General features: G+C 58.3%; 21 protein-coding genes. 8 read left to right on the top strand and 13 right to left on the bottom strand.

What is annotated here, in order from left to right; all coding sequences use genetic code 11:
* Nucleotides 1-80: 80 nt before the first annotated feature.
* The 6 genes from G6L97_RS13115 to G6L97_RS13090 form a co-directional block, all read right to left on the bottom strand.
* Nucleotides 81-932: a C40 family peptidase gene (locus G6L97_RS13115; protein ID WP_065703646.1), complete on the bottom strand. Its 852-nt coding sequence runs from the start codon at nt 930-932 to the stop codon at nt 81-83.
* Between the two features lie 17 nt (nt 933-949).
* Entirely contained in the window at nt 950-1,294 is a 345-nt protein-coding gene (locus tag G6L97_RS13110) for a MarR family winged helix-turn-helix transcriptional regulator (protein WP_003514544.1), read from the bottom strand.
* A 368-nt stretch (nt 1,295-1,662) separates the two neighbouring features.
* Entirely contained in the window at nt 1,663-2,769 is a 1,107-nt protein-coding gene (locus tag G6L97_RS13105; RefSeq protein ID WP_003514542.1) for a DUF475 domain-containing protein, read from the bottom strand.
* Between the two features lie 307 nt (nt 2,770-3,076).
* Nucleotides 3,077-3,997 carry a DMT family transporter gene (locus G6L97_RS13100; protein ID WP_003514540.1) on the bottom strand — a complete coding sequence of 307 codons (921 nt, stop codon included), beginning with the start codon at nt 3,995-3,997 and terminating at the stop codon, nt 3,077-3,079.
* Nucleotides 3,998-4,113: 116 nt separating this feature from the next.
* The gene (locus G6L97_RS13095; RefSeq protein WP_003514539.1) at nt 4,114-4,995 is read right to left on the bottom strand and encodes a LysR family transcriptional regulator; all 882 of its coding nucleotides are present in this window, start codon (nt 4,993-4,995) and stop codon (nt 4,114-4,116) included.
* Nucleotides 4,992-5,306, bottom strand: a complete 315-nt coding sequence (locus G6L97_RS13090) for a putative quinol monooxygenase (RefSeq protein ID WP_065661492.1) — start codon at nt 5,304-5,306, stop codon at nt 4,992-4,994. Before G6L97_RS13090 ends, G6L97_RS13095 begins: the two co-directional genes overlap by 4 nt.
* A gap of 175 nt (nt 5,307-5,481) precedes the next feature.
* Here G6L97_RS13090 and G6L97_RS13085 point away from each other — a divergent pair, with 175 nt between their 5' ends.
* Entirely contained in the window at nt 5,482-6,978 is a 1,497-nt protein-coding gene (locus G6L97_RS13085; RefSeq protein WP_003514535.1) for a CoA-acylating methylmalonate-semialdehyde dehydrogenase, read from the top strand.
* A 78-nt stretch (nt 6,979-7,056) separates the two neighbouring features.
* Here G6L97_RS13085 and G6L97_RS13080 read toward each other — a convergent pair whose 3' ends face one another.
* Nucleotides 7,057-8,106, bottom strand: coding sequence for a Fe(3+) ABC transporter substrate-binding protein (locus G6L97_RS13080; RefSeq protein ID WP_025592125.1), 1,050 nt, complete (start codon nt 8,104-8,106; stop codon nt 7,057-7,059).
* A gap of 173 nt (nt 8,107-8,279) precedes the next feature.
* On the opposite strand from G6L97_RS13080, the gene rirA reads away from it, so the two are divergent.
* The 7 genes from rirA to G6L97_RS13045 all read left to right on the top strand — a co-directional run bounded on the left by rirA (nt 8,280) and on the right by G6L97_RS13045 (nt 14,542).
* The gene (rirA, locus tag G6L97_RS13075) at nt 8,280-8,750 is read left to right on the top strand and encodes an iron-responsive transcriptional regulator RirA (RefSeq protein WP_003514531.1); all 471 of its coding nucleotides are present in this window, start codon (nt 8,280-8,282) and stop codon (nt 8,748-8,750) included.
* A gap of 170 nt (nt 8,751-8,920) precedes the next feature.
* Nucleotides 8,921-9,967, top strand: a complete 1,047-nt coding sequence (locus tag G6L97_RS13070) for an AbrB family transcriptional regulator (RefSeq protein ID WP_003514529.1) — start codon at nt 8,921-8,923, stop codon at nt 9,965-9,967.
* A gap of 141 nt (nt 9,968-10,108) precedes the next feature.
* A complete protein-coding gene (gene osmF / locus G6L97_RS13065; protein WP_111782893.1) occupies nt 10,109-11,020 on the top strand; it encodes a glycine betaine ABC transporter substrate-binding protein OsmF in 912 nt (303 codons plus the stop codon).
* Between the two features lie 86 nt (nt 11,021-11,106).
* Nucleotides 11,107-12,273, top strand: a complete 1,167-nt coding sequence (locus G6L97_RS13060; RefSeq protein WP_162686706.1) for an ABC transporter permease — start codon at nt 11,107-11,109, stop codon at nt 12,271-12,273.
* Nucleotides 12,270-13,208 carry an ABC transporter ATP-binding protein gene (locus G6L97_RS13055; RefSeq protein ID WP_003514521.1) on the top strand — a complete coding sequence of 313 codons (939 nt, stop codon included), beginning with the start codon at nt 12,270-12,272 and terminating at the stop codon, nt 13,206-13,208. The genes G6L97_RS13060 and G6L97_RS13055 overlap by 4 nt, the downstream gene beginning before the upstream one ends.
* Nucleotides 13,205-13,945, top strand: coding sequence for an ABC transporter permease (locus tag G6L97_RS13050; RefSeq protein WP_111782894.1), 741 nt, complete (start codon nt 13,205-13,207; stop codon nt 13,943-13,945). The genes G6L97_RS13055 and G6L97_RS13050 overlap by 4 nt, the downstream gene beginning before the upstream one ends.
* 108 nt (nt 13,946-14,053) lie before the next feature.
* Entirely contained in the window at nt 14,054-14,542 is a 489-nt protein-coding gene (locus tag G6L97_RS13045) for a gluconokinase (protein ID WP_003514519.1), read from the top strand.
* Here G6L97_RS13045 and G6L97_RS13040 read toward each other — a convergent pair.
* From G6L97_RS13040 to G6L97_RS13015, 6 genes are all read right to left on the bottom strand, one after another.
* Entirely contained in the window at nt 14,539-15,840 is a 1,302-nt protein-coding gene (locus tag G6L97_RS13040) for an NAD(P)/FAD-dependent oxidoreductase (protein ID WP_019564508.1), read from the bottom strand. The genes G6L97_RS13045 and G6L97_RS13040 overlap by 4 nt on opposite strands.
* A 1-nt stretch (nt 15,841) precedes the next feature.
* A complete protein-coding gene (locus G6L97_RS13035; protein ID WP_003514517.1) occupies nt 15,842-17,203 on the bottom strand; it encodes a glutamine synthetase family protein in 1,362 nt (453 codons plus the stop codon).
* 235 nt (nt 17,204-17,438) lie between these two features.
* Nucleotides 17,439-18,686: an NAD(P)/FAD-dependent oxidoreductase gene (locus G6L97_RS13030; RefSeq protein ID WP_025592115.1), complete on the bottom strand. Its 1,248-nt coding sequence runs from the start codon at nt 18,684-18,686 to the stop codon at nt 17,439-17,441.
* A gap of 102 nt (nt 18,687-18,788) precedes the next feature.
* Nucleotides 18,789-20,426, bottom strand: coding sequence for an ABC transporter ATP-binding protein (locus G6L97_RS13025; protein WP_162686724.1), 1,638 nt, complete (start codon nt 20,424-20,426; stop codon nt 18,789-18,791).
* Between the two features lie 8 nt (nt 20,427-20,434).
* Nucleotides 20,435-21,580 carry an ABC transporter permease gene (locus G6L97_RS13020; protein ID WP_003514514.1) on the bottom strand — a complete coding sequence of 382 codons (1,146 nt, stop codon included), beginning with the start codon at nt 21,578-21,580 and terminating at the stop codon, nt 20,435-20,437.
* Nucleotides 21,580-22,674 carry a microcin C ABC transporter permease YejB gene (locus tag G6L97_RS13015; RefSeq protein WP_003514512.1) on the bottom strand — a complete coding sequence of 365 codons (1,095 nt, stop codon included), beginning with the start codon at nt 22,672-22,674 and terminating at the stop codon, nt 21,580-21,582. Before G6L97_RS13015 ends, G6L97_RS13020 begins: the two co-directional genes overlap by 1 nt.
* Between the last annotated feature and the right edge of the window lie 104 nt (nt 22,675-22,778).

The following is a 22,778-nucleotide window of genomic DNA, read 5'->3' as shown; positions in this document are numbered from 1 at the left end:
TACCATCATTCAACCGATGTAGGCTTTCGGCTGTGGTCGCACAAAGGGCGAGGCAGGCACAATTTCGTGAAGCCGCCGCCTCAGCCTTCCAAACGCCGGAAAGCCGTCGGCTTTTCGTAAAGCCAGCCGATGCGCTCGATGGCCTCATTGAGATTTTCGCGTGCAACATTCATCGTGTGGCCATTGGCATGCAGCAGCGTCTCTTCGTTTTCCATGAGCCCGACATGGCCCTTCCAGAAAACCAGATCGCCGCGGCGCAATTCATCGCGTTCTATTTCCACGCCGAGCGATTTCACCTGCATGTCGGTATCGCGCAGAACCCGTCGGCCCGTCATCGCCATGGACAATTGCACGAGGCCCGAGCAATCGATGCCAAAGCCGGAGCGGCCGCCCCAGAGATAAGGTGTCTCGATAAAGCGCAAGGCCACCGCAACATAGTCCTCTTCAAGAGCGGCATCGGCTGGTCGGCAATGGGCGGCGATAATGCCTTCGCCTTTTTCGGTCAGCAGATAGCGGGTGCCGCGTGTCTCGGCCTCACCAACGATCCGGACCATGCTGCCCATGGAAATGGCTGCGACCGGCGGTTTGCGCAATTCGGCGGAAGGATAGAGGAAAGTGCGTGGCGCAACCACCTGGTGGGTAACGGCAACGACATCGCCGATTGCCGTCTCCGGCACGTAACCGGCATAACCATCCGCATCCGCCTGCACCCAGGCGAAGCCATTCGCCCGGTCGAAAATGCGCACGGTTTCACCAAACAGCAGCTCCGTATCGATGCCGGCGGCAAGGTCAGGCGTTGGCCGCAGGCCAATAACCGGCACCGCGATCTGGGCGGGCGAACCGCTGACGAAACGCTCGGCCTGAACCACGCCTTGCAGTTTCTCATCGGCCAGATCGGAGCGGAAGACATTCAGGCGGCGGTCGAGCATCATGGTTTCACATCCAGAGGTTAGATCTTGCGTGCCTGATCAATAATCAGATCGCCGAATTTTTCCAGATAGAGCGCACCTGCCACGGTGCGTTTTATCACGACATTGCGCTTGTCCCGTTCGTCCCGCACCCTGTCAACCAGCCCGAGCGCTCCCAGACTGTCGAGTGCGCGGGTGATGACCGGTTTGGTCACGCCCAGCAAGGCGGCGAGGCCCCGGACTGTATGTGGCGGCGGCACGAGGTATATCTGCAGCAGGATTGTAGTCTGGCGCAAGGTCAAATCCGGCGCATCGGCCGTGACCTGCGCAGCAGATACGCGATGCCAAAGCCCCAAGGCCTCCGTAGGCGAAAGTTCTGCAGGCAAACCGGTAACCTTCCAGTCGTTATCCCACCGTTTTCATTCAACGGAGCGGAAAACTCAAGAAGCATACCGCACAAACAGAACCGCCGCGCCTTCGCAGATCATAAAAGATCGCGCGGCGCGGCGGTGTTGTTTAAACCCGTTTTTCGGGCCTCTAATGTCCCCTCTGGACTTGCAAGATGAGATGCAGGAAGCGTGCCAGTTTTACTGCAGCGCACAAATACGAGCAAAAACAGGTGCTTGGGGTATAACTTCGATGTTATGTTCAAATTTTCCGCAAGGCGGAAATAGCAACAAAAACAGGCAATCAGCAATTCAGTGCTTAAAAACTGCCTTCCGCCGTAACAGCGGAAGGCTGGGATCGGGATGGATCAGATTTCCGCACCGCGTGCGGCATCGGTCGCATCTGCATTGTGCCGCCGGTTATGTCGGATCGACGACCAGAGCGAAATGCCGATCAGGGTCGCGCCACCAAGGCCGGTGATGACCTCCGGAATGTGGAACATCGTCTGCACGTACATGATGACGGACAGGATGAGGATCGCGTAGAAAGCGCCGTGTTCCAGATAGCGGTATTCGGCGAGCGTTCCCTTTTCCACCAGCATGATCGTCATCGAGCGCACGTACATGGCGCCGATACCGAGGCCGATGGCGATGATGAACAGGTTCTGCGTCAGCGCAAAAGCACCGATGACGCCATCGAAGGAGAAGCTTGCATCGAGCACCTCGAGATAGAGAAACGCACCGAAGCCGCCTTTTGCAGCGCCTTCGAGCACTTCCTGGCTACGATCGAGAATACCGCCGACGACTTCCACCAGCAGGAAGGTCAAAAGACCCCAGATTGCCGCATGGAAAAAGGTGTTGGCCGCAACCGGACCAAGCTCCGGATTGTCGCTGGCGCCGATGATACGAGAGAAGGCCAGCATGACGACCAGCACGAAGGCGATCTCGATACCCTTGACGGAGGAATAGACCGCAGCCTTTTCCTCGATCCAGCGCACCCAGTGCACGTCCTTCTCATGGTCGAAGAAGAAGTTGAGACCGACCATCATCAGGAAGGTACCGCCGAAAGCAGCGATCGGCAGATGGGCGTCACGCATGATTTCTGCATAACGTTCCGGCTGCGTGGCCGCCATGACGAGCGCCGTCCAGGGGCCGACATTGGCGGCAACGACCACGATCAGCAGCGGGAAGACGATACGCATGCCGAAAACGGCTATCAGAATACCCCAGGTCAGGAAGCGATGCTGCCAGACTGGCGTCATCTCTTTCAGCTTGTTGGCGTTGACGATGGCGTTGTCGAAGGAAAGCGAAATTTCCAGCACGGCAAGCACCGCACAAATGAAGAAGATCGTCGCTGTTCCACTGACAGTTCCGGTCATTTCCCAGCCGAGATAGCCGCCAAGGATCAGACCGACGATGGTGACGATAAAAGCCCACTTGAAGTAGGAAAGTGTGGTTTTCTGGGCGGCGCTCATGTCCGGTTACCTCCGGTAACGAGAGCGATTGCGGAACGACGCAGGACGTCGGGCCGCACGCAGAAAGCACGCGCGCGAAGCACATTCAGGTTTTTCATAGTTTTTAATCCGCCGGCCAATTTTTGCAGGCGGTACCGACATCACGAGAGCGCCGTAAAACTCTCGCCAGAGGGGCCCGGCACCTTTGTTTCCTCTGCCCTTGCGAGACATATGATCGCAGGACCTTCTCTTACTCCTCGAAGATCACCTCTTCGTCAAGTCCCGTGATGATTTCGGCGGCAACATCACGGGTAAACAGAGGAAATGTCTAGTCCGCAGCCAGTATATCCACCTTTTCGCGACCGCGTTTGAGCGTATTTTCACGGAAGAAAATATAAAGGCCGGAAAGAACGATCAGGCCCGCACCGACGACGATACTGGTCTGCGGCACATCACCAAAGAACAGCCAGCCAAAGACCACCGCCCAGAGCAGCAATGTGTATTGCAGCGGCGCGACGGTCGCGGCGTCCGCGAGCTTCAGAGCGCGGTTGACCAGCACATGCGCCGCCATGGCGACCACGCCGAGCAGGCCGAGGAAAGCGAGATCGAAACCGGACTGGACCGGCAACCAGCCAGACGGCGTGACGAACACCGCAACGAGGCCCGCAAGCCCCGCACCGATGATCTGCCAGAAAGCGAGCACCGTATCGGGCGTGTTGCGTAGCTGGCGTCCGGACAACATCATGAAGGCGAAGGCGGCGCTGCCGAGAATGGAAAACAGTGCGGCCGAGGTGAGGCTTGCCGAGCTTGGCTGCAAGGCAATGAGAACACCGACGAAACCAATGGCGATGGCCGTCCAGCGACGCCAGCCGACCTTTTCTCCCAGGAGAAACGGCGATAGAGCCGCCACATAAATGGGGGCGGCGAGCCAGTAGGTCATCACGTCTGCCAGCGGCAGAGCAGCGACTGCGAAATAGAAACAGAAAAGCTCGGCGGTGGAGAAGAATACGCGCGCCACCTGGAGAGACGGTCGCTCGATTTTCATGAGGCCGGAAAGACCGCCTTTCCACACGATCGGAACCAGAATGACAAGGGCAGCGACGCTGCGGATGAGGATCACCTGCCCCTGGCTGTAGGTCGAAACTAGCCATTTTCCCATAGCGTCGTTCAACGCGAAAAGCAGCATTCCAAGCAGCATGACGGCCACGCCGAGGCCAGTCGGCGAAAGCTTTCGTAATATATTCGGCATGTCAGGTTCCGTTCTCTCCCAATGGCTGCATTGGTCGTTCAGCCAGCCCTCGTTTGTCAAGCCCGAAGCGGGAGGAGTCGCGTATTAATAGTACTAATAAATCGGCAATTTCGATGTCACGCGAACATGCGCTTCTCTTCGGCAACGAGTTCCTGGAGAAAATCGACCACCGTGCGCACGCGGACCAACTGACGGGCGGATTCGTGATAGGCCGTCCAATAGGACCGGCTTATGCTCATATGCGGCATGATCCGCAGAAGTTCGGGATATTGTCCGGCAATGTAATTATGCAGGATGCCGATACCGGCGCCCGAGCGCACCGCCTCGGTCTGACCGGTGGCGCTGGAGATTTCAAAGGCGGCGTCCCAGTCGCGCATGATCTCGCCGGTATAGTTCAGAGAAGGCGAGAAGATCAGATCCTCGACGTAGCCGATGCGCCGATGGCGCTTGAGTGTTTCCACATCCGCCGGCGTTCCATATTCGGAGAGATAGGACTTCGATGCGTAGAGCCCCAGCGAATAGTCGGTGAGCTTGGAAAACATCAGCCTACCCTGTTCCGGCCGCTCGATGGTGATGGCGATATCGGCCTCTCGCTGCGACAGGGAAAAGGAGCGCGGAACCGGCACGAGCTGGATTTTTAGGTCGGGATAACGCGCGGTCAGCCGGCCAAGCCGTGGCGCAAGAAAAGAAACCCCAAGACCATCGGGCGCGCCGATGCGCACCGTTCCCGCCACTGCCGTATCGACACGACCGAGATTTGCCTGCGCATTCAGCATTTCGGTTTCCATGCGCTCGGCGGCGCCCAAAAACAACTGACCTTCTTCGGTCAGTTCGCAACCGTTCGTCCGGCGGATAAATAATTGGGTCTTCAGTGCCTGCTCCAGCGACGTCAATCGCCGCGAAAGCGTTGCGTGGTTGAGTCCGAGCCGTTTCGATGCGGCAAGGATCTGCCCGGAGCGGGCAACGGCGAGGAAGATGCGGACGTCATCCCAATTCATGGTTTGCTGCGCAGCATTATGGGTTCGACGTCAAGCAAGGTCAGCGACGTCACCATTCCTGCCACACCCTCTTTGTATTTCAGAAAATGCGGCGTTTGCAGATGCGCTTCATATGCCGCCCGGTCCGCGTAGACTTCGAGGATGCGAATCTTTTCCGGGCTGCCTTTAATTGCCACCGCATTTAATGCAAGCACACCAATTTCCAGGCTGACCGAAGCTTCGATCTCTTCTGCAAGCAGTCTGCGATAGGCATCCAGCTGGGTTGGATCGATTTGGATTTCAGCCATCCGCACGACCGGTTCATCGCTCATCAAGCTTCTGACCTTCTGTTGAGCGGCGAACGTGTGGGTGTCGGAAATCCGCCGCTACCCTCAAAATGCTCGCCTTGCTTCAATTTACGCACAACGGTTTCTTATCTGAGTTCATTGATTTGTACAAATTCAAGTGCAATGCTGCACCCATCAAAAAATAGCGGAGGAAAGCCCCATGAGGGAAATCGGTCATTTCATCAACGGCAAGCATGTGTCCGGCACCAGTGGACGCACATCTAACGTCTACAACCCGGCAACCGGCGAAGTGCAGGCGACTGTCGCGCTTGCCAGCGACGCCGAGCTGCGCGCTGCCGTGGAAAGCGCAAAAGCGGCACAGCCGAAGTGGGCCGCCACCAACCCGCAGCGCCGCGCCCGCGTTTTCTTCAAGTTCGTCGAACTTCTGAACCGCGACATGAATGAACTGGCGGTGCTGCTCTCCAGCGAGCACGGAAAGACCGTCGAAGATTCCAAGGGCGATATCGTGCGCGGCCTCGAAGTCTGCGAATTCGTCTGCGGCATTCCGCATCTGCAGAAGGGTGAGTTCACCGAGGGCGCAGGTCCCGCCATCGACATGTATTCGATCCGCCAGCCGGTCGGCATCGGTGCGGGCATCACGCCGTTCAACTTTCCCGGCATGATCCCAATGTGGATGTTTGCGCCGGCAATCGCCTGCGGCAACGCCTTTATCCTCAAGCCTTCCGAGCGCGATCCGTCCCTGCCGATCCGCCTTGCCGAACTGATGATCGAGGCAGGTCTTCCGGCCGGCATCCTCAACGTCGTCAATGGTGACAAGGGCGCTGTCGACGCCATCCTGACGGATCCGGATATCGGCGCGGTTTCCTTCGTCGGCTCGACGCCGATTGCCCGCTACGTCTACGGTACTGCCGCCATGAACGGCAAGCGCGCACAGTGCTTCGGCGGCGCGAAGAACCACATGATCATCATGCCTGATGCCGATCTCGATCAGGCCGTGAACGCCTTGATGGGCGCCGGTTACGGTTCGGCCGGCGAGCGCTGCATGGCGGTGTCGGTTGCGGTTCCGGTTGGCGAAGAAACGGCCAACCGTCTCGTTGAAAAGCTCATCCCGCAGATCGAAGCACTAAAGATCGGCCCCTACACCGACGACAAGGCCGATATGGGCCCGCTCGTTACCAAGGAAGCGCAAACGCGCGTCAAGGGTCTGATCGACAGCGGTGTCGAGCAGGGCGCGAAACTGCTGGTCGATGGCCGCGACTTCAAGCTCCAGGGTTATGAAGACGGCTATTTCGTCGGTGGCTGCCTGTTCGACCACGTCACCCCTGACATGGACATCTACAAGACGGAAATCTTCGGACCTGTTCTCTCCGTCGTTCGCGCCAAGAACTACGAAGACGCGCTGGAACTGCCGATGAAGCATGAATATGGCAACGGTGTTGCGATCTACACCCGTGACGGCGATGCTGCGCGTGACTTCGCCAGCCGCATCAATATCGGCATGATCGGCATCAACGTTCCGATCCCTGTTCCGCTCGCCTACCACTCCTTCGGCGGCTGGAAGGCCTCGAGCTTCGGCGATCTCAACCAGCACGGAACGGATTCGATCAAGTTCTGGACGAAGACCAAGACGATCACCTCGCGCTGGCCGTCCGGCATCAAATCGGGTGCCGAATTCGTCATGCCGACGATGAAGTAAGCAATGCGTCTCTAAACAATCAACCGGCGGGCGATTGACCCGCCGGTATCCTAACCGGTCACAGGTGTGCAAACGGCGTCAATTGGTCGGGCCGTCGTTGAAACCCACTTCGTCCACCAGCTCGGATGCCTGTTTGCGGTGGGCGGCAATATCCGTCAGTGGCAGCTTGTCCGGATTGATGGGGCCGAAGCCCTTCACGACATCGGAAGGCTCCGCGCCGGGCAGCACCGGGTATTCGAAGACCTGCTTGGCATAGATTTCCTGCGCCTCGCGCGATGCCAAGAATTCCATCAGCTTCAGCGCATTGTCCTTGTTGGGTGCGTATTTGGTCAGCGCCATGCCGGAAATATTCACATGCGTTCCGCGATCTCCCGCATTGGGAAAGATCACCCGCACCGATCCCGCCCAGACCTTTTCCTCCGGCTCGCGGTCGTTGGTCAGCATCAGGCCGACATAATAGGTATTGCCGAGCGCGATATCGCATTCGCCGGAAAAGATCGATTTGGCCTGGCTGCGGTCTGTTCCATCAGGCTTGCGGGCAAGATTGTTCTTAAGGCCGGTCAGCCATGTCCGGGTATAATCGACGCCATGATGGGCGATCATCGAGGCGATCAGCGCGATATTGTAGGAATGCTGGCCGTCGCGAATGCAGATCTTGCCCTTCCATTTCGGATCGGCAAGCTCTTCATAGGTGATGTCTTTCTGGGTGACCCGCTCCTTCGAGGCATATACCACGCGGCCACGCGTCGTCAGGCCGAACCATTCGCCTTGCGGATCGCGCAGATTGGCTGGGATATCCTTTTCAATGACGGGATCGTTCAGCACCGGCTGTGTGACGCCGCCTTCTTTCGCCTCGACAAGCCGGGCGATATCGACCGTCAACAGCACGTCGGCCGGCGAATTGACGCCTTCTGCCTGAATGCGCTCCACCAGACCCTTGTCGAGGAAGAGAACGTTGGCCTCTATGCCCGTTTCTTTCGTGAAGGCATCGAGCAGCGGCTGAATCAACTCGGGCTGCCGGTAGGAATAGACGTTCACCTCGCCGTCCGCAAAAGCAGCGGGCGCGGCCGAGAGGATCGTCAGACCCGAAAAAACGGCAGCGGAAAAACACGATTTCAAGCTTGCCATTAAGAATGCCTCCATTACATTCAGATTCTTGACTTGTTTGTTCATGAATCATCAAAGCGGTCAACAAGGCTGTCCGAGAAATATCGGATCGCTGCCAGTTTTTTCAGTTTCTGGAATTGTTCTAAACTGAAAAAGAGACTATATAACTCCACATTGAGAGTTAGGAGACCAGCATGCGTTTGACCAAACAGACCAACTATGCCGTTCGCATGTTGATGTATTGCGCCGCAAATGAAGGCAAGTTGAGCCGCATTCCGGAGATCGCCAGGGCTTATGGCGTATCTGAGCTGTTCCTTTTCAAAATTCTGCAGCCGCTCAACAAGGCCGGTCTGGTGGAAACCGTGCGCGGCCGTAACGGCGGCGTGCGTCTTGGTAAACCCGCTGAGAAAATCAGCCTGTTTGACGTGGTGAAGGTGACCGAAGACAGTTTTGCCATGGCGGAATGCTTCGAGGACGGTGCTGTCGAATGTCCGCTTGTGGATAGCTGCGGCCTCAACTCGGCGCTTCGCAAGGCGCTCAATGCCTTCTTCGATGTGCTGGCGGAATATTCCATCGACGATCTCGTCAAGGCGCGGCCGCAGATCAACTTCCTGCTCGGCATCGACACGGAAATGCCGAAGATCGCCGCCTTGCCGGCCGCCTGATCATCCCATTGCCCAAGCAACAATTGCGCTAGCCCGTGTCCGCAGGTCACGGGCTTTTCTTTTATAGAATACTTCGGAAATGCAATATTTTTGGTCGAGCGTGTTGACGCCAGGAGACGAAGCGGCGCATTTGGTCGCGAGCTTTTTTGAAGCAATCAGCCAGCGTCGCAATGATCATCAAGCCTGAATTCCATACATTTGCACTTACCGCGCTCGTCGGCAGCATGGGTGCGCTGCTTGCCAGTCTCCTTAACGTTCCAGCGCCGTTTCTGTCCGGTCCGGCGCTCGCCGTGACGATTACGGGACTGGCGGGCGTGAAGCTTGGGATTCCCGCCTTCATCCGCAATGCCTGTTTCGTTGTGGTCGGCATTTCGATGGGAACGAGCGTAACGCCGTCGGTGATCGATGCCGCGAAGACATGGCCACTGAGCTTCGTCATCGTGCTCGTTGCAGTCGTCATCATGCTGTATGTCGCCTATTGGATCCTGCATTACGGCTTCGGATACGACAGGACGACGGCAATGCTGGGCGCTTCGCCCGGGCACCTCAGCTATATCATCAGCCTCGGCGCCGAGACGAAAAGCGACCTTGCGACCGTCAGCATCGTGCAAAGCGTGCGAGTGCTGGCGCTGACGCTTTCCGTGCCGCTGATTGTTGAATATTTCGATCTCGTCAGCACGGAACCGCTCATCGCCAATCCACCGATGGGCCTGTTCACACTGGCCCTGACCATTGGCGCGTCGCTTGCGATGGGATGGCTGTTCCTTCGCTGGAGATTTCCCGCAGCCCTGCTGCTGGGCGGCGTCGCGGTTTCCATCGGCACCCATATTACCGGCCTTACCGAGGGCGGTGTTCCGAGCTGGCTCAGCCTGCCGGTCTATGTGCTGATCGGCTGTCTCATCGGCACGCGCTTTTCGAATGTGTCGCTGATGGATGTGCGAAAAGGCTTTCTGGCAGGTTTCGTCGTCACCATCGCCGTGATGGTGATCGCCGGAAGTATCGCCTGGATGATTTCCAACATTACAGGCGTTCCGCTCAATGCGGTGATGATTGCCTATTCGCCGGGCGGTCTTGAAACCATGGCGGCGATGGCCGTGATGATGCATGCCGATACCGCCTATGTCGGATCACATCACGTTCTCAGACTTCTGTTCCTGTCGGTTCTCATGCCGCTGGTCATGGGCAAGGATGCGCGCAAGCGGGACGGCGAAATCTAAGCCGGGCCAGCGCGCTCGCCATTCAGGTAAAAAACGCCAATGGCGTTGCAACCATTTGTTCCTCTGGCCGTTCATGTTTCTCCGCAATTGCGGCGGCGATTTTTCGCGTGTTCGACAGGCTGACCCACCGGAGGACTATTCATGAACCGCTCGATGATGTTGACAGGCGCCGGATTTGCGCTCGCCCTTTCTGTTTCCTTCGCTCAGGCGCAGGTGGTGGTGTCGTCTAAGATCGACACGGAGGGCGGCGTTCTCGGCAACATCATCCTTGCCGTGCTGAACAAGAACAATATCGAGACGACGGATCGCATCCAGCTTGGCGCTACCCCGGTCGTCAGAAAAGCGATCACTGCCGGCGAGATCGACATTTATCCGGAATACACAGGCAACGCCGCCTTCTTCTTCTCCAAGGCGGACGACCCGCTCTGGAAAGATGCCGCCAAGGCTTACCAGGAAGCCAAGACACTCGACTATGACGCCAACAAGATCGTCTGGCTGACACCATCGCCCGCAAACAACACCTGGGCGATTGCGCTGCGCAAGGATGTTGCCGACAAGAACAATCTGAAGACGCTTTCGGATTTCGGCAAATACATTACCGGTGGCGGTGACGTGGTTCTTGCCGCCTCCTCGGAATTCGTCAATTCCGCAGCCGCCCTGCCGGCATTTCAGACCACCTACGGCTTCACCATGAAGCCGGATCAGCTGATCACGCTTTCCGGTGGCGACACGGCTGCCACTATCGCTGCCGCCGCAAATCAGACGAACAATGCCAATGCGGCCATGGTCTATGGCACCGATGGTGGCATAGCGCCGTCCGGTCTTGTCGTGCTTGAGGACGACAAGCATGTGCAGCCCGTCTACCAGCCTGCGCCGATCATTCGCGAGGAAGTTCTGAAAAAGAACCCCAATATCGAGACATTGCTGAAACCCGTTTTCGAAAAGCTGGATCTGGCAACCTTGCAGGAGCTGAACGCCCGCGTGCAGGTGGGGGGCGAACAGGCCAAGGCAGTTGCGACCGACTTCCTGACGAAGAACGGTTTCCTCAAGTAATTGCCATAGAACCGTTAGGGCGGGATATCGGAAACCATGTGAGGTTTTCACCATCCCGTCCGAACCTATGATCCGGGGAGCGGAATTTGACGAAATGGCCTGACAAGGTAGGCGTGCTGATTTCGTGCCTGCTTCTCTACGCGCTTGCAGCGTCCCCCTTCATGACATTCCGAGCTAACCGGATCATTCAGGGTGAAACGCGAACGATCTTCGAAGCGCTTCCGGTTGCTGCTGCTACCCTCCTCGTCGCCATCATTGTTGTCGCCGCCTTCATCGCCTTTTTCCGGTTTCCGGCGCGCCTGAAACTCGCCGCTGCGCTGGTCGGTCTCGCGGCACTGGCGATCTTCGTCGGGCAGGCGGCGTCTGCGCTGACACCCGAGGGCAACAGTTTTGCCCGCGTATCGCCCGCCAGCGGTTTCTGGTTGATGTTTGCAGGGCTTGCATTGCTCGCCGCCGATTGCATTGCACGTCTCCAGCCGAAACCCACTTTGCGGATTTTGCTGTTGCTGGTGGCAACCGGGACGCTTGCGGCGGTCCTGACAAGCGGCCTCTGGGACGATCTCTCCATCATCAAGGAATATAACGGCCGGGCAGATATCTTCTGGACCGAAGCACTGCGGCATGTGGAACTTGCCATCGGGTCGCTGGTTGCAGCCACCCTCGCCGGTATCCCGCTCGGCATTCTCTGTTACAAGGTCGAGCGTTTGCGCTCCGGTCTACTGAACGCTCTCAATATCGTCCAGACCATTCCCTCCATCGCGCTTTTCGGCCTCTTGATCGCGCCACTCGGATGGATGGCAGCCAATGTGCCGGGTGCGGCGAAGATCGGCATCGCCGGCATCGGCATGGCGCCGGCCTTCGTGGCGCTATTTCTCTATTCGCTGCTGCCCGTTGTCTCCAATACGGTCGTCGGCCTGTCCGGCGTTTCGCAGGCAGTGCGGGAAGCCGCGCGCGGGCTTGGCATGACGCCACTGCAAAGGCTGCTGCGGGTGGAGTTTCCACTCGCCATGCCCGTCATCCTCACCGGCATCCGTATCGTGCTGGTGCAGAATATCGGTCTTGCGACCATCGCAGCACTGATCGGCGGCGGTGGATTTGGCGTTTTCGTGTTTCAGGGCATAGGGCAGACCGCGATGGACCTCGTACTGCTCGGCACCGTGCCGACCGTTCTGCTCGGCTTCGCCGCCGCGATTACGCTCGACGCCCTTATCGACAGCAATCTCTTCAGCGCAGGCGGAAGGCAAAAGGCATGATCGAGATCGACACCATCACGAAACGATATGGCGATACGGTCGTGGTCGACCAGGTCTCCCTGACTGTGGCGCCGCGCACCGTCACCGTCATCGTCGGCACTTCCGGGTCGGGAAAAACCACACTGCTGCGCATGATAAACCGGCTGGTGGAGCCGACCTCCGGCACTATCCGCATCGACGGAGACGATGTGAGCACCATGCCGGGCTACAAGCTGCGCCGTCAGATCGGCTATGCCATTCAGGGCCATGGGTTGTTTCCGCATCGCACCGTGGCGGAGAATATCGCGACGGTTCCGCAGCTCATCGGCTGGGACCGCAAGCGCATCGATGCGAAAATCGACGCGCTGATGCAGCTCTTCCAGCTGGATCCGGCGCTTTATGCCAACCGCTTTCCGCATGAGCTTTCAGGCGGCCAGCAACAGCGTGTCGGCGTGGCGCGCGCGCTTGCAGCAGAACCGAACATTCTTCTGATGGACGAACCTTTCGGTGCACTGGACCCGGTTATCCGCGCCAAGGCCCAGAACGATCTTCTCGATATCCAGAAGAAGCTCGGTGTCACCATCGTTCTTGTCACGCATGATATGGACGAGGCCTTTCACCTGGCGGATCGTATTGCCGTTATGGACAAGGGCCGTATCGTTCAGGACTGCCCGCCGGCCGAGCTGGTGCTAAAACCGGCAACGAATTTCGTCCGCACCATGATCGGCGAAAACGAGCGCGCCCTGAAACTTCTATCCGTCCTGTCGGTTGCAGACGTCGTGGAGCCGGGAAGCGCCGAAGGCGAACCTTTGAATGAACATACCAGCCAGCGCGACGCCCTGTCTGCAATGTTGTGGGCGGGCTGCGATACCTTGCCGGTGCTGAAAGACGATGGCAAACCCGCAGGTATCGTGCGGCGCGACGTTCTGCTCCAGCGGGCTGCCGGAACCCCATGAAAAATGCCGCTTCGTTTTTCGCCCCCGGGGTTCTGGTGCTGGCGCTGATCGCCTTTCTCGCGGCGCCGCAGGTTTTCGCACCGATATTCCGCCCTCTTGTGCAGACCAATGCGCCGGCGATCTACACGCAGGCCAATCTGCTTTCCCTGACACTGTCGCATCTGACCATTGTCGCAATCGCAACGGGGCTGGCCACGCTGGTGGCGGGGGCCCTTGCGGTTCTCGTCACCCGCCCTTTCGGCGCGGATTTTCTGCCGCTATCGCGCAGCATCGTCAATATCGGCCAGACCTTTCCGCCGGTGGCGGTGCTGGCGCTTGCCGTGCCGATGATCGGTTTTGGCGAGAAACCGACGCTCATTGCGCTGTTTCTCTATGCGCTTTTACCGGTTTTCGAAAATACGCTGACAGGGCTGACCACGCTGCCGCCAACCGTCATGGATGCCGCAAAGGGCGCCGGCATGACCGGCTGGCAAAGACTTGTCAAAGTGGAGCTGCCACTTGCCCTTCCGGCGATCCTCGCAGGCATCAGGCTTTCGGCGGTGATCAGCCTTTCGACAGCAACCATCGGTTCCACGGTCGCGGCCCGCACGCTCGGAGAGGTGATCATCGCCGGCCTGCAATCCAACAATCTCGCCTTCATCCTTCAGGGCGGATTGATCGTCGCTGTGCTGGCAATCCTGATCCACGCCAGCTTTTCTGCACTGGAAAAGGCAGCGGCCCGCAAAACCGGGCACTGACAAATGCAAGCTCCTCATTTTTATGTTCCCGACATCCGCCGCGCATGTTAGGGGCTGACCGTCGAAACAGAAACATTCGAGGTTCGGGTGACAAAGGCAATCGTCGTGATGGGAGTGAGCGGCTCTGGCAAGTCCACGGTCGCAGAGGAACTGGCGGAAAAACTGGGCATTGCCTTTATTGAGGGCGACAAGCTTCACCCGAAATCCAATGTCGATAAAATGTCAGAGGGCATTCCGCTGACCGACGAAGATCGCTGGCCCTGGCTCGATCTGATTGGCGCAGAACTGCGCAAGGGAAACGAAAATAACGGTGTCGTCGTTTCCTGCTCGGCGCTGAAGAAAATCTATCGCGACCGCCTTCGCGAGGCTACCGGTGGCCCGCTCGCTTTCGTCTATCTGGACGGCAGCCTGGAACTTCTCAGCAGGCGTATGGGCGAACGCAAGGGGCACTTCATGCCGCTCTCGCTGCTCCAGACCCAGCTTGCCACGCTGGAAGTGCCGACCGGCGAACCCGGCGTCGTAACCGTCAGCATCGACGCCACGCCGGAGGAAATTACCGCAAACGCACTTTCGGGCCTGAAAGCGGTGATTTTTTAAAATCCGAGCCTGTCGCGCAGGCCGTACCACCATGCACCAAGCACGGTCAGCGGCACGCGGAACGTCTTACCGCCTGGGAACGGATAATTCGGCAGGGAACTCCAGACATCGAAACGCTCGGCGTGGCCTGCAACGGCCTCGCCCAATATCTTGCCGAGCAGATGCGTGGTGGTGACACCGTGGCCGCTGTCGCCATGCGAAAAATAGACATTGTCCGACAGTTTGCCCATATGCGGGATGCGCGTCAGCGTCAGCGCGAAATTGCCGCTCCAGGCAAAATCGATCTTCGTCTTTTCCAGTTGCGGGAAAGTCTTCAGCATATTCGGACGGATTACCCCGGTCAGATCCGCCGGATCGCTGCCGCCATAACCGATACCACCGCCATAAAGCAGGCGGTTGTCGGAGGTGCGGCGATAATAATCGAGAATATAATTGGCATCCTCGACGCAATAATTGGCTGGCAGGAGTTCCTCGATCAGATCGGCATCAAGCGGCTCTGTCGCCATGACCTGGCTTGAGACCGGCATCATCCGGTCGCCGATTTCCGGCAGCAGCTTGCCGAGATAGGCATTGCCGCAGACGAGAACATATTTCGCCTTCACGCTGCCCGTCGCCGTGCGCACGACAGGGTTTACGCCCTGCTCCAGCGAAATGACCCTCGAATTTTCGAATATGCGCGCACCGAGACTTTCGGCCGCCGCGGCTTCCCCCTGCACCAGATTGAGCGGATGGATGTGGCCGCCGAAACGGTCGATCATGCCGCCGGCATAACGATCGGTCCGCACGTATTTTCCAACATCGGCTTTGGAGACCATCTCAAGCCCGCCATGGCCGTGTTTTTCCCAATGGGCCTTATGGGCCTCCATCTCGCGAATCTGTTTCGTCGTGAAGGCCGCAAAGAAACCGCCATCGACGAGATCGCAATCGATAGCGTATTTCGAAATGCGGCTGCGGATGATCTCCCCGCCTTCCAGCGACATTTCGCCGAGTTTCACCGCCTTGTCGTGGCCGTAACGACTGGCGATTGTTTCGAGGTCGCGGCTATAGCCATTGACGATCTGGCCGCCATTGCGCCCCGACGCGCCGAAGCCGACCCGCACGCCTTCCAGCACGATAACGGAATAGCCGCGTTCGGAAAGTTCGAGTGCTGCGGAAATCCCGGTAAACCCGCCACCGATGACGCAGACATCCGCTTCCATTGCGCCTTCAAGCGTTGGCCGCACGGATTTGACATTGGCGGAGGCCGCATACCAGGAGGATGTGTGGCCGGGATTGGGAATAGTCGTCACCTCAGCCATCTCACACCGTCCTGATATAGGCGTCATATTCGACGTCGGTTACACGCAGGGAAAATTCGGAAAGTTCCTGCTGTTTGCAGGCAGAAAACAGCGTGCGATAGCGCTGGCCAAGCGTCGCATAGGCGAAACTCGAACGCGTGAAACGCTGCAATGCATAATCCCAGTTGGTGGGCAAAGGTTCGTGATTGATGGCGTGGCTGTCGCCGGAAATCGCGCCGCCCGGCTGGCGTTTTTCCTTCATGCCGGCAAGGGCAGCACTCAGGATCATTGCCACAACAAGATAGGGATTGGTATCGGCGCCGGCGACACGATGTTCGATGCGGGTTGCGGCCTTGCTGGCAGTGATAACGCGCACCGCCGCCGAGCGGTTGTCTATGCCCCAGGAGGCATAGGTGGGCGCATGTTCGCTGGGCGTCAGGCGGCGATAGGAATTGGCATGGGGAGCGAAGATCGCCATGCTCTCCCCCATGTTTTCCAGAAGGCCGCCGACCGAATGCATCAGCGCGTCCGATGGGCCGTTTTCCCCGGCGTAGATATTCCTGCCGTCACTATCGAGAACGGAAAAATGCACATGCATGCCATTGCCGGCCTGTAACCCGTACGGCTTCGCCATGAAGGTGGCGTCGAGATCGTGCCGCCGCGCCACACCCTTGACGATACGTTTCAGGAAAACAGCGAAATCGGCGGCCCGCAACGCGTCCGGCACATGATTGAGGTTGATTTCATATTGGCCAGGGCCGTTCTCCCGCAGCGTCGTATCGGCAAGAACACCCTGCGCCCTGCATGCGGTGGCGATATCATGGAAGACATCCTCGAAATCCTGCAATTCGGAAATCGACAGAACCTGTGTCTGGCCCGTGTGCCACCGGCCTTCGCGGCTGTGCGGCGGACGCACCGGATCGAGCGCAGAGCGAACCGGGTCGATCAGGTAAAATTCAAGTTCGGTCGCCACGACCGGCGTGAGGCCGGCCTTTTTGTAGGCTTCCAGCACCCTTGCCAGAACATTGCGCGGATCGCCATAAAACCCAGTTCCATCAGGATTTTTCATCGCGAGCAGGACTTGCGCGGTCGGCCGGCCGAGCCATGTCACCCGAGACAGCGTGCCGGGAACAGGAAAGCAGAACCCGTCCGGATCGCCCGTCCCTTCGGCGAGGCCTGCGGCATGCACATCGCGGCCCCAGATATCCAGCGCATAGACCGAGCGTGGGATCGCCATTCCCTTTTCAAGGACATCGATCGCCCTTTCGCGCGGAATCCATTTGCCGCGCGGCACGCCATTTGCATCTATGACGAAGGCTTCGAGAATTTCGATATCGGGGTTATCGTCGAAAAATTTCTTTGCTTTTTCAATATCATCCATCATGCACCAGCAGGCTGTTTCTCTTCTGTTTCGCGCGCAGAAGCGCTTCGCTAACGAAAATCGTCCTGCTGTTGATAGATGAGAAACCTCGCCGTCATGATGACGCTTGCCCCTTTTCCCTTTTTATAAGCCCATGTTACGTGGCCCGCCGCGGGAAGGCCAGCGGATTCGGCCATCAGAGCGGGATGGCGAAAAGTGTACACGGTTTTCGCCAGAGATGATTTCAGTTCATCAGGATCTAGGGATTGAACCTTTCGGGTCGATAGGCATCGATGGCGATGACCGGCGTTTCTCCCAGCATGGTTTCCGCCAGCACACGGCCAGTGATGGGCCCGAGTGTGAGGCCGTGATGGGCGTGACCGAACGAGAACCACAATGTCCTGTGGCGCGGCGCCTTGCCGATGATCGGCATCATATCCGGTGTGCAGGGACGCGCGCCCATCCAGGGTTCCGCATCCAGCCTGCCGCCCAGAGGAAAGACGGTGCGGGCGACCCGTTCCGCCCGCTCGATCTGCACGGGAGATTTCGGCGCATCGCGTTCGGCAAATTCCGCGCCGGTCGTCAGGCGGATGCCTTTGCGCATTGGCGCGAGGAAATAACCGCGCTCGGCGTCGATTAGCCAGTTGTTGAGCTTGGTTCCCTCCTGCGGCGCATAGTGCATGTGATAGCCGCGTTTCACGCCGAGCGGAAAGCGGTAACCGAGCCGTTCCGTCACCGTATCCGCCCAGGGGCCTAGTGCGACAACGGCATGTTCAGCCTCCACCGCCCCGGTCTCGGTGCGTACCGTCCAACCACTTGTCGTCTGGCTGAGCGTGGATGCATCACCCCGGACAAAGGTTCCGCCAAGGCTCTCGAACAGTTTGACATAGGCGAGCGTCAGCGCATGTGGATCGCGCACCGACCATGGATCATTCCATTTTAAACCGCCGACGAAATCGCGGCTGAGATGCGGCTCCGCCGCGGCGAGTTCCGCCCCATCGAGTTTCGTGTGGGAGATGCCGTGGTCGCGCGCCAGACGTTCGGCGAAAGCAAAGTCTGCATCCCGCCTTTCGGCGGTCCTGTAGGCCTCCATCCAACCGTTTTTCACGATTAGATCGCCGGCCTTGGCTTCATCGATCAGGATGCTGTGTTCGGAGACCGAGTGCTCGATCAGTGGCGCGTAGGCGCGGGCAATTGCTGCGTGGCGCGTGGCTGCGGAATTATACCAGTAGCGGCCAAGAAAAGGCGCGATCTTCGGCAGGGCCGAGAGATGATAACGGGCATCGATGCTGTTGTTCAGGGAATAGCGGAGAAGCCGGCTAACTTCCTGCGGGAAGGCGTAGGGAACGACACCCTCTCTCTGGATCAGTCCGGCATTGCCGAAGGAGGTTTCCTCACCCGGTCCCCGCCGGTCCACCAGCACCACCGATTTGCCCCTGCGGGCCAGTTGCAAAGCGACGGAGACCCCGATGATCCCCGCCCCCAAAACGATCACATCCGCTGCCATGGCATTCAATCCGTTTGCGTATCTCGTCCCCTCAACATGGGTCGGCATTTTGCGCAAAGCAACAGAAAAATCATCGTCTTAATAGAAACAGCAATGCGCCTGCTACTGGCTCACCGCTTTAGTTTCGACTGCCTCGATATTGAAAGCAGCAGCCAGCAGGGCCTTGGTATATTCCTGTTGCGGATCGGCGAATATCTCCGCTGCCGGGCCGCTCTCCACCACCTTGCCGTTGCGCATAACGATTACGTCGTTGGCAAGCGCTTTAACTACCTTCAGGTCGTGGCTGATGAAGAGATAGGCGAGTTCGTGGCGGGCCTGAAGATCGCGCAAGAGATCGACCACCTGTGCCTGCACGCTCATGTCGAGCGCCGATGTGGGCTCGTCCAACATGACGAAGCGGGGTTTCAACACCATGGCGCGGGCAATGGCGATACGCTGACGCTGGCCACCGGAAAATTCATGCGGATAGCGCCAGCGCGTCGCCGGGTCGAGCCCGACTTCTTCCAGCGCCTGGGCGACACGGGTATCCCGCTCATCGGCGGAAAGCTGTCGCTCGTGCACCTTCAGACCCTCGGCAACGATTTCGCCCACCGACATGCGTGGGCTGAGCGAACCATAAGGATCCTGAAACACCACCTGAAGCCGATTTCTGAGCGGCTTCATCATTTCATAGGAATAGCTGTCGATCGACTGACCGATAAAACTGATACGCCCCTCAGACGCTATAAGACGCGATAGGGCGAGACCGAGTGTCGTTTTGCCGGAGCCGGATTCGCCCACGACGCCAACCGTCTGTCCTGCGCGCAGGGTAATATCGATACCGTCAACCGCCTTCACGTGGTCGACCACCTTGCGCATCAGCCCCGCCTTGATCGGGAACCAGACTTTTATGTCGTCGCCCTGCATGACGACAGGTTTGCTGGCATCGGAAAGCGGCGGCTCGCCCTTGGGTTCGGCAGCCAGAAGATGGCGGGTATAGGCATGCTGCGGATCGGTAAACACCTGCTCCACCGTGCCGGTCTCGACGATCTTTCCCTTGGTCATCACGCAGACACGATCGGCAAACTTACGGACAATGCCGAGATCGTGGGTGATGAACAGCATGGACATGCCGTGCCGGTTTTTGAGGTCGCTCAGCAGTTCAAGGATCTGCGCCTGAACGGTTACATCGAGTGCGGTCGTGGGTTCATCTGCGATCAGCAGTTTCGGCCGGTTGGCAAGCGCCATGGCGATCATCACGCGCTGCCGCTGGCCGCCGGACAATTCATGCGGATAGGCCTTCAGGCGCTTTTCCGGCTCGCGGATGCCCACCTGCAATAACAGTTCCAGCGTGCGCGCCCGCGCTTCACCGCCGGTGATTGCCTGATGCAGCTCCAGAATCTCGCCGATCTGCCGCTCGATGGTGTGGAGCGGGTTGAGCGAGGTCATCGGCTCCTGGAAAATCATGGTGATGTCGTTGCCGCGAACAGCGCGCAACGCGCGTTCCGACAGGGTCAGCATATCCTTGCCGTCGAACAGGATTTTGCCCGAAGGATGGCTCGCCGCCGGATAGGGCAGCAATTTGAGAATGGAGTTCGCCGTGACCGATTTTCCCGAGCCGGATTCCCCGACTAGGGCGACAACTTCGCCCGGCATCAGGTCGAAGGAGACATGATCTACGGCGACGCTGGTCGCTCCACCCTGATGAAAGGCAACGGAGAGATCACGGACGGAGAGAAGCGGCTGGGTCTTTGTTTCCATCATGGCGATCACCGGAACGTCTTGCGTGGGTCGAAGGCGTCTCGCACCGCCTCGCCGACGAAGATCAGCAGCGACAGCATGATGGACATGGTGAAGAAGGCCGTGAGGCCAAGCCAGGGCGCCTGAAGATTGTTCTTGCCCTGCGCGATCATCTCGCCCAGCGACGGCGATCCCGGCGGCATGCCGAAGCCGAGGAAATCGAGCGAGGTCAAAGTGGTGATCGAGCCGGAGAGGATGAACGGCAGGAAGGTCAGTGTTGCCACCATGGCGTTTGGCAGAAGATGCCGGAACATGATTGTCCAGTTGCCGACGCCAAGGGCGCGGGCGGCGCGGACATATTCGAAGTTTCTGGCACGCAGGAATTCCGCCCGCACGATGCCGACGAAGCCGACCCATGAAAACAGCAGCATGATGCCAAGCAGCACGAAGAAACCCGGCGGCAGAATGGCTGCGATGATCAGCAGGATGTAAAGCACTGGCATGGATGACCAGATTTCAATGAAACGCTGCAACAGCAGGTCCGTCCAGCCGCCGAAATAACCCTGGATGGCGCCGGCAGTCACCCCAACGAGGGCGGAAGCGATCGTCAGCGTCAGGCCGAAAAGCACGGAAATACGGAAGCCATAGATCATCCGCGCCGTGACGTCGCGCGCTTGATTGTCGGTTCCGAGCCAATTGAGATTGCCGAGCGTACAGCCGGGATCGGCATTGCCCTGCGGATAGGCCGAGCAGCGGTCCTTTTCATCCATCAGCCAGAAGGGTGCCGTGGGGGCGGAATGCGGAATGTTGGAATTGACCGTCTGATAGGAATAGCGGATCGGCGGCCAGATCATCCAGCCATTGGCGTTGATCTCGTCCTGAATGAAGGAGGATTTGTAGTCAGTCTGGGCAAGGAACCCGCCAAACTTTTCCTCCGGATAATCGACCATGACCGGCACCAGAAATTCGCCCTTGTAAGAAGCGAAAATGGGTTTGTCATTGGCGATGAATTCCGCAATCAGGCTCAGGAAAAACAGGATCAGGAACAGCCAGAAGGACCAATAACCGCGCCGGTTTGCCTTGAAATTCTGCCAGCGGCGCTTGGTGGTTGGTGAAAACCACGGGCGCTTCGGCTTTACCAACGTTTCCGTTGCGGCGGTATGGGCAAGCGTCATCACACGTCCCTCCGCTCGAAATCGATTCGCGGATCGATCCATGTGTAGATAAGGTCGGATAGGAGGCTGACCACGAGGCCCATCAGCGAAAAGATGAAGAGCGTGCCGAACACGATCGGGTAGTCGCGATTGACGACCGAGAGATAGCCGAGGCGGCCTAGGCCATCCAGCGAGAAGATATTCTCGATCAGCAGCGAGCCGGTGAAGAATGCCGAGATGAAGGCGCCCGGAAAACCGGCGATCACGATCAGCATCGCATTGCGGAAGACGTGGCCATAAAGAACTTTGCGTTCGCTAAGGCCCTTGGCGCGGGCGGTCACGACATATTGCTTCTTGATCTCGTCGATGAAGGAATTTTTCGTCAGAAGCGTCGTCGTCGCGAAAGCCGAAAGCGATAGCGCGATCAGCGGCAGGGTCAGGTGCCAGAAATAGTCGATAATCTTCTGCCACCAGTTCAGCTGGTCAAAATTGTCCGATACCAGACCGCGCAGCGGGAACCAGTCGAAGAACGATCCGCCGGCGAAAAGCACGATGAGAAGAATGCCGAACAGGAAGCTTGGAACGGCATAACCGATGATGATGATGCCTGATGTCCAGATATCAAAGGTCGAGCCGTCGGAAACGGCTTTCTTGATGCCGAGTGGAATGGAGATCATGTAGGAGATGATCAGAATCCAGAAGCCGAGCGACATCGAGACCGGCAGCTTGTCGATGATGAGATCGATGACCGAGGAATTGCGGAAGAAGCTGTCGCCGAAATCGAAGCGTATGTAATTCCACATCATTTCGAGAAAACGGGTGAGCGGCGGCTTGTCGAAACCGAACTGTTTCTCGAGCTTGGCGATCAGCTCCGGATCAAGGCCCTGCGCACCGCGATATTTCGAGCCGCTTTCATCGAAACCGCCGGACTGGCCCATAAGATCGCCGCCGCCGGAGAGGCGGTCGGAGGCGCTGTCGCCCTGCCCAGTCAGTTGCGCGACGACCTGTTCCACCGGCCCGCCCGGCGCGAACTGGATGACAAGAAACGAAATGCCCATAATGCCGATAATGGTCGGGATCATCAGCGCCAGACGTCTGAGAATATAGGCGCCCATCAGCCTTTGCTCCCGGCTGATACGTCAGCGGTTTTCGTTTCTGTCAAACCCGGTCCTTTCCTGAAAGCGCTGCCTTGCGCGATCCAAGCGATTCGTCTCGCCCT

This window comes from Agrobacterium tumefaciens, from assembly GCF_013318015.2.
Lineage (GTDB): Bacteria > Pseudomonadota > Alphaproteobacteria > Rhizobiales > Rhizobiaceae > Agrobacterium > Agrobacterium tumefaciens.
This window is presented reverse-complemented; position numbering and strand designations above follow the sequence as displayed.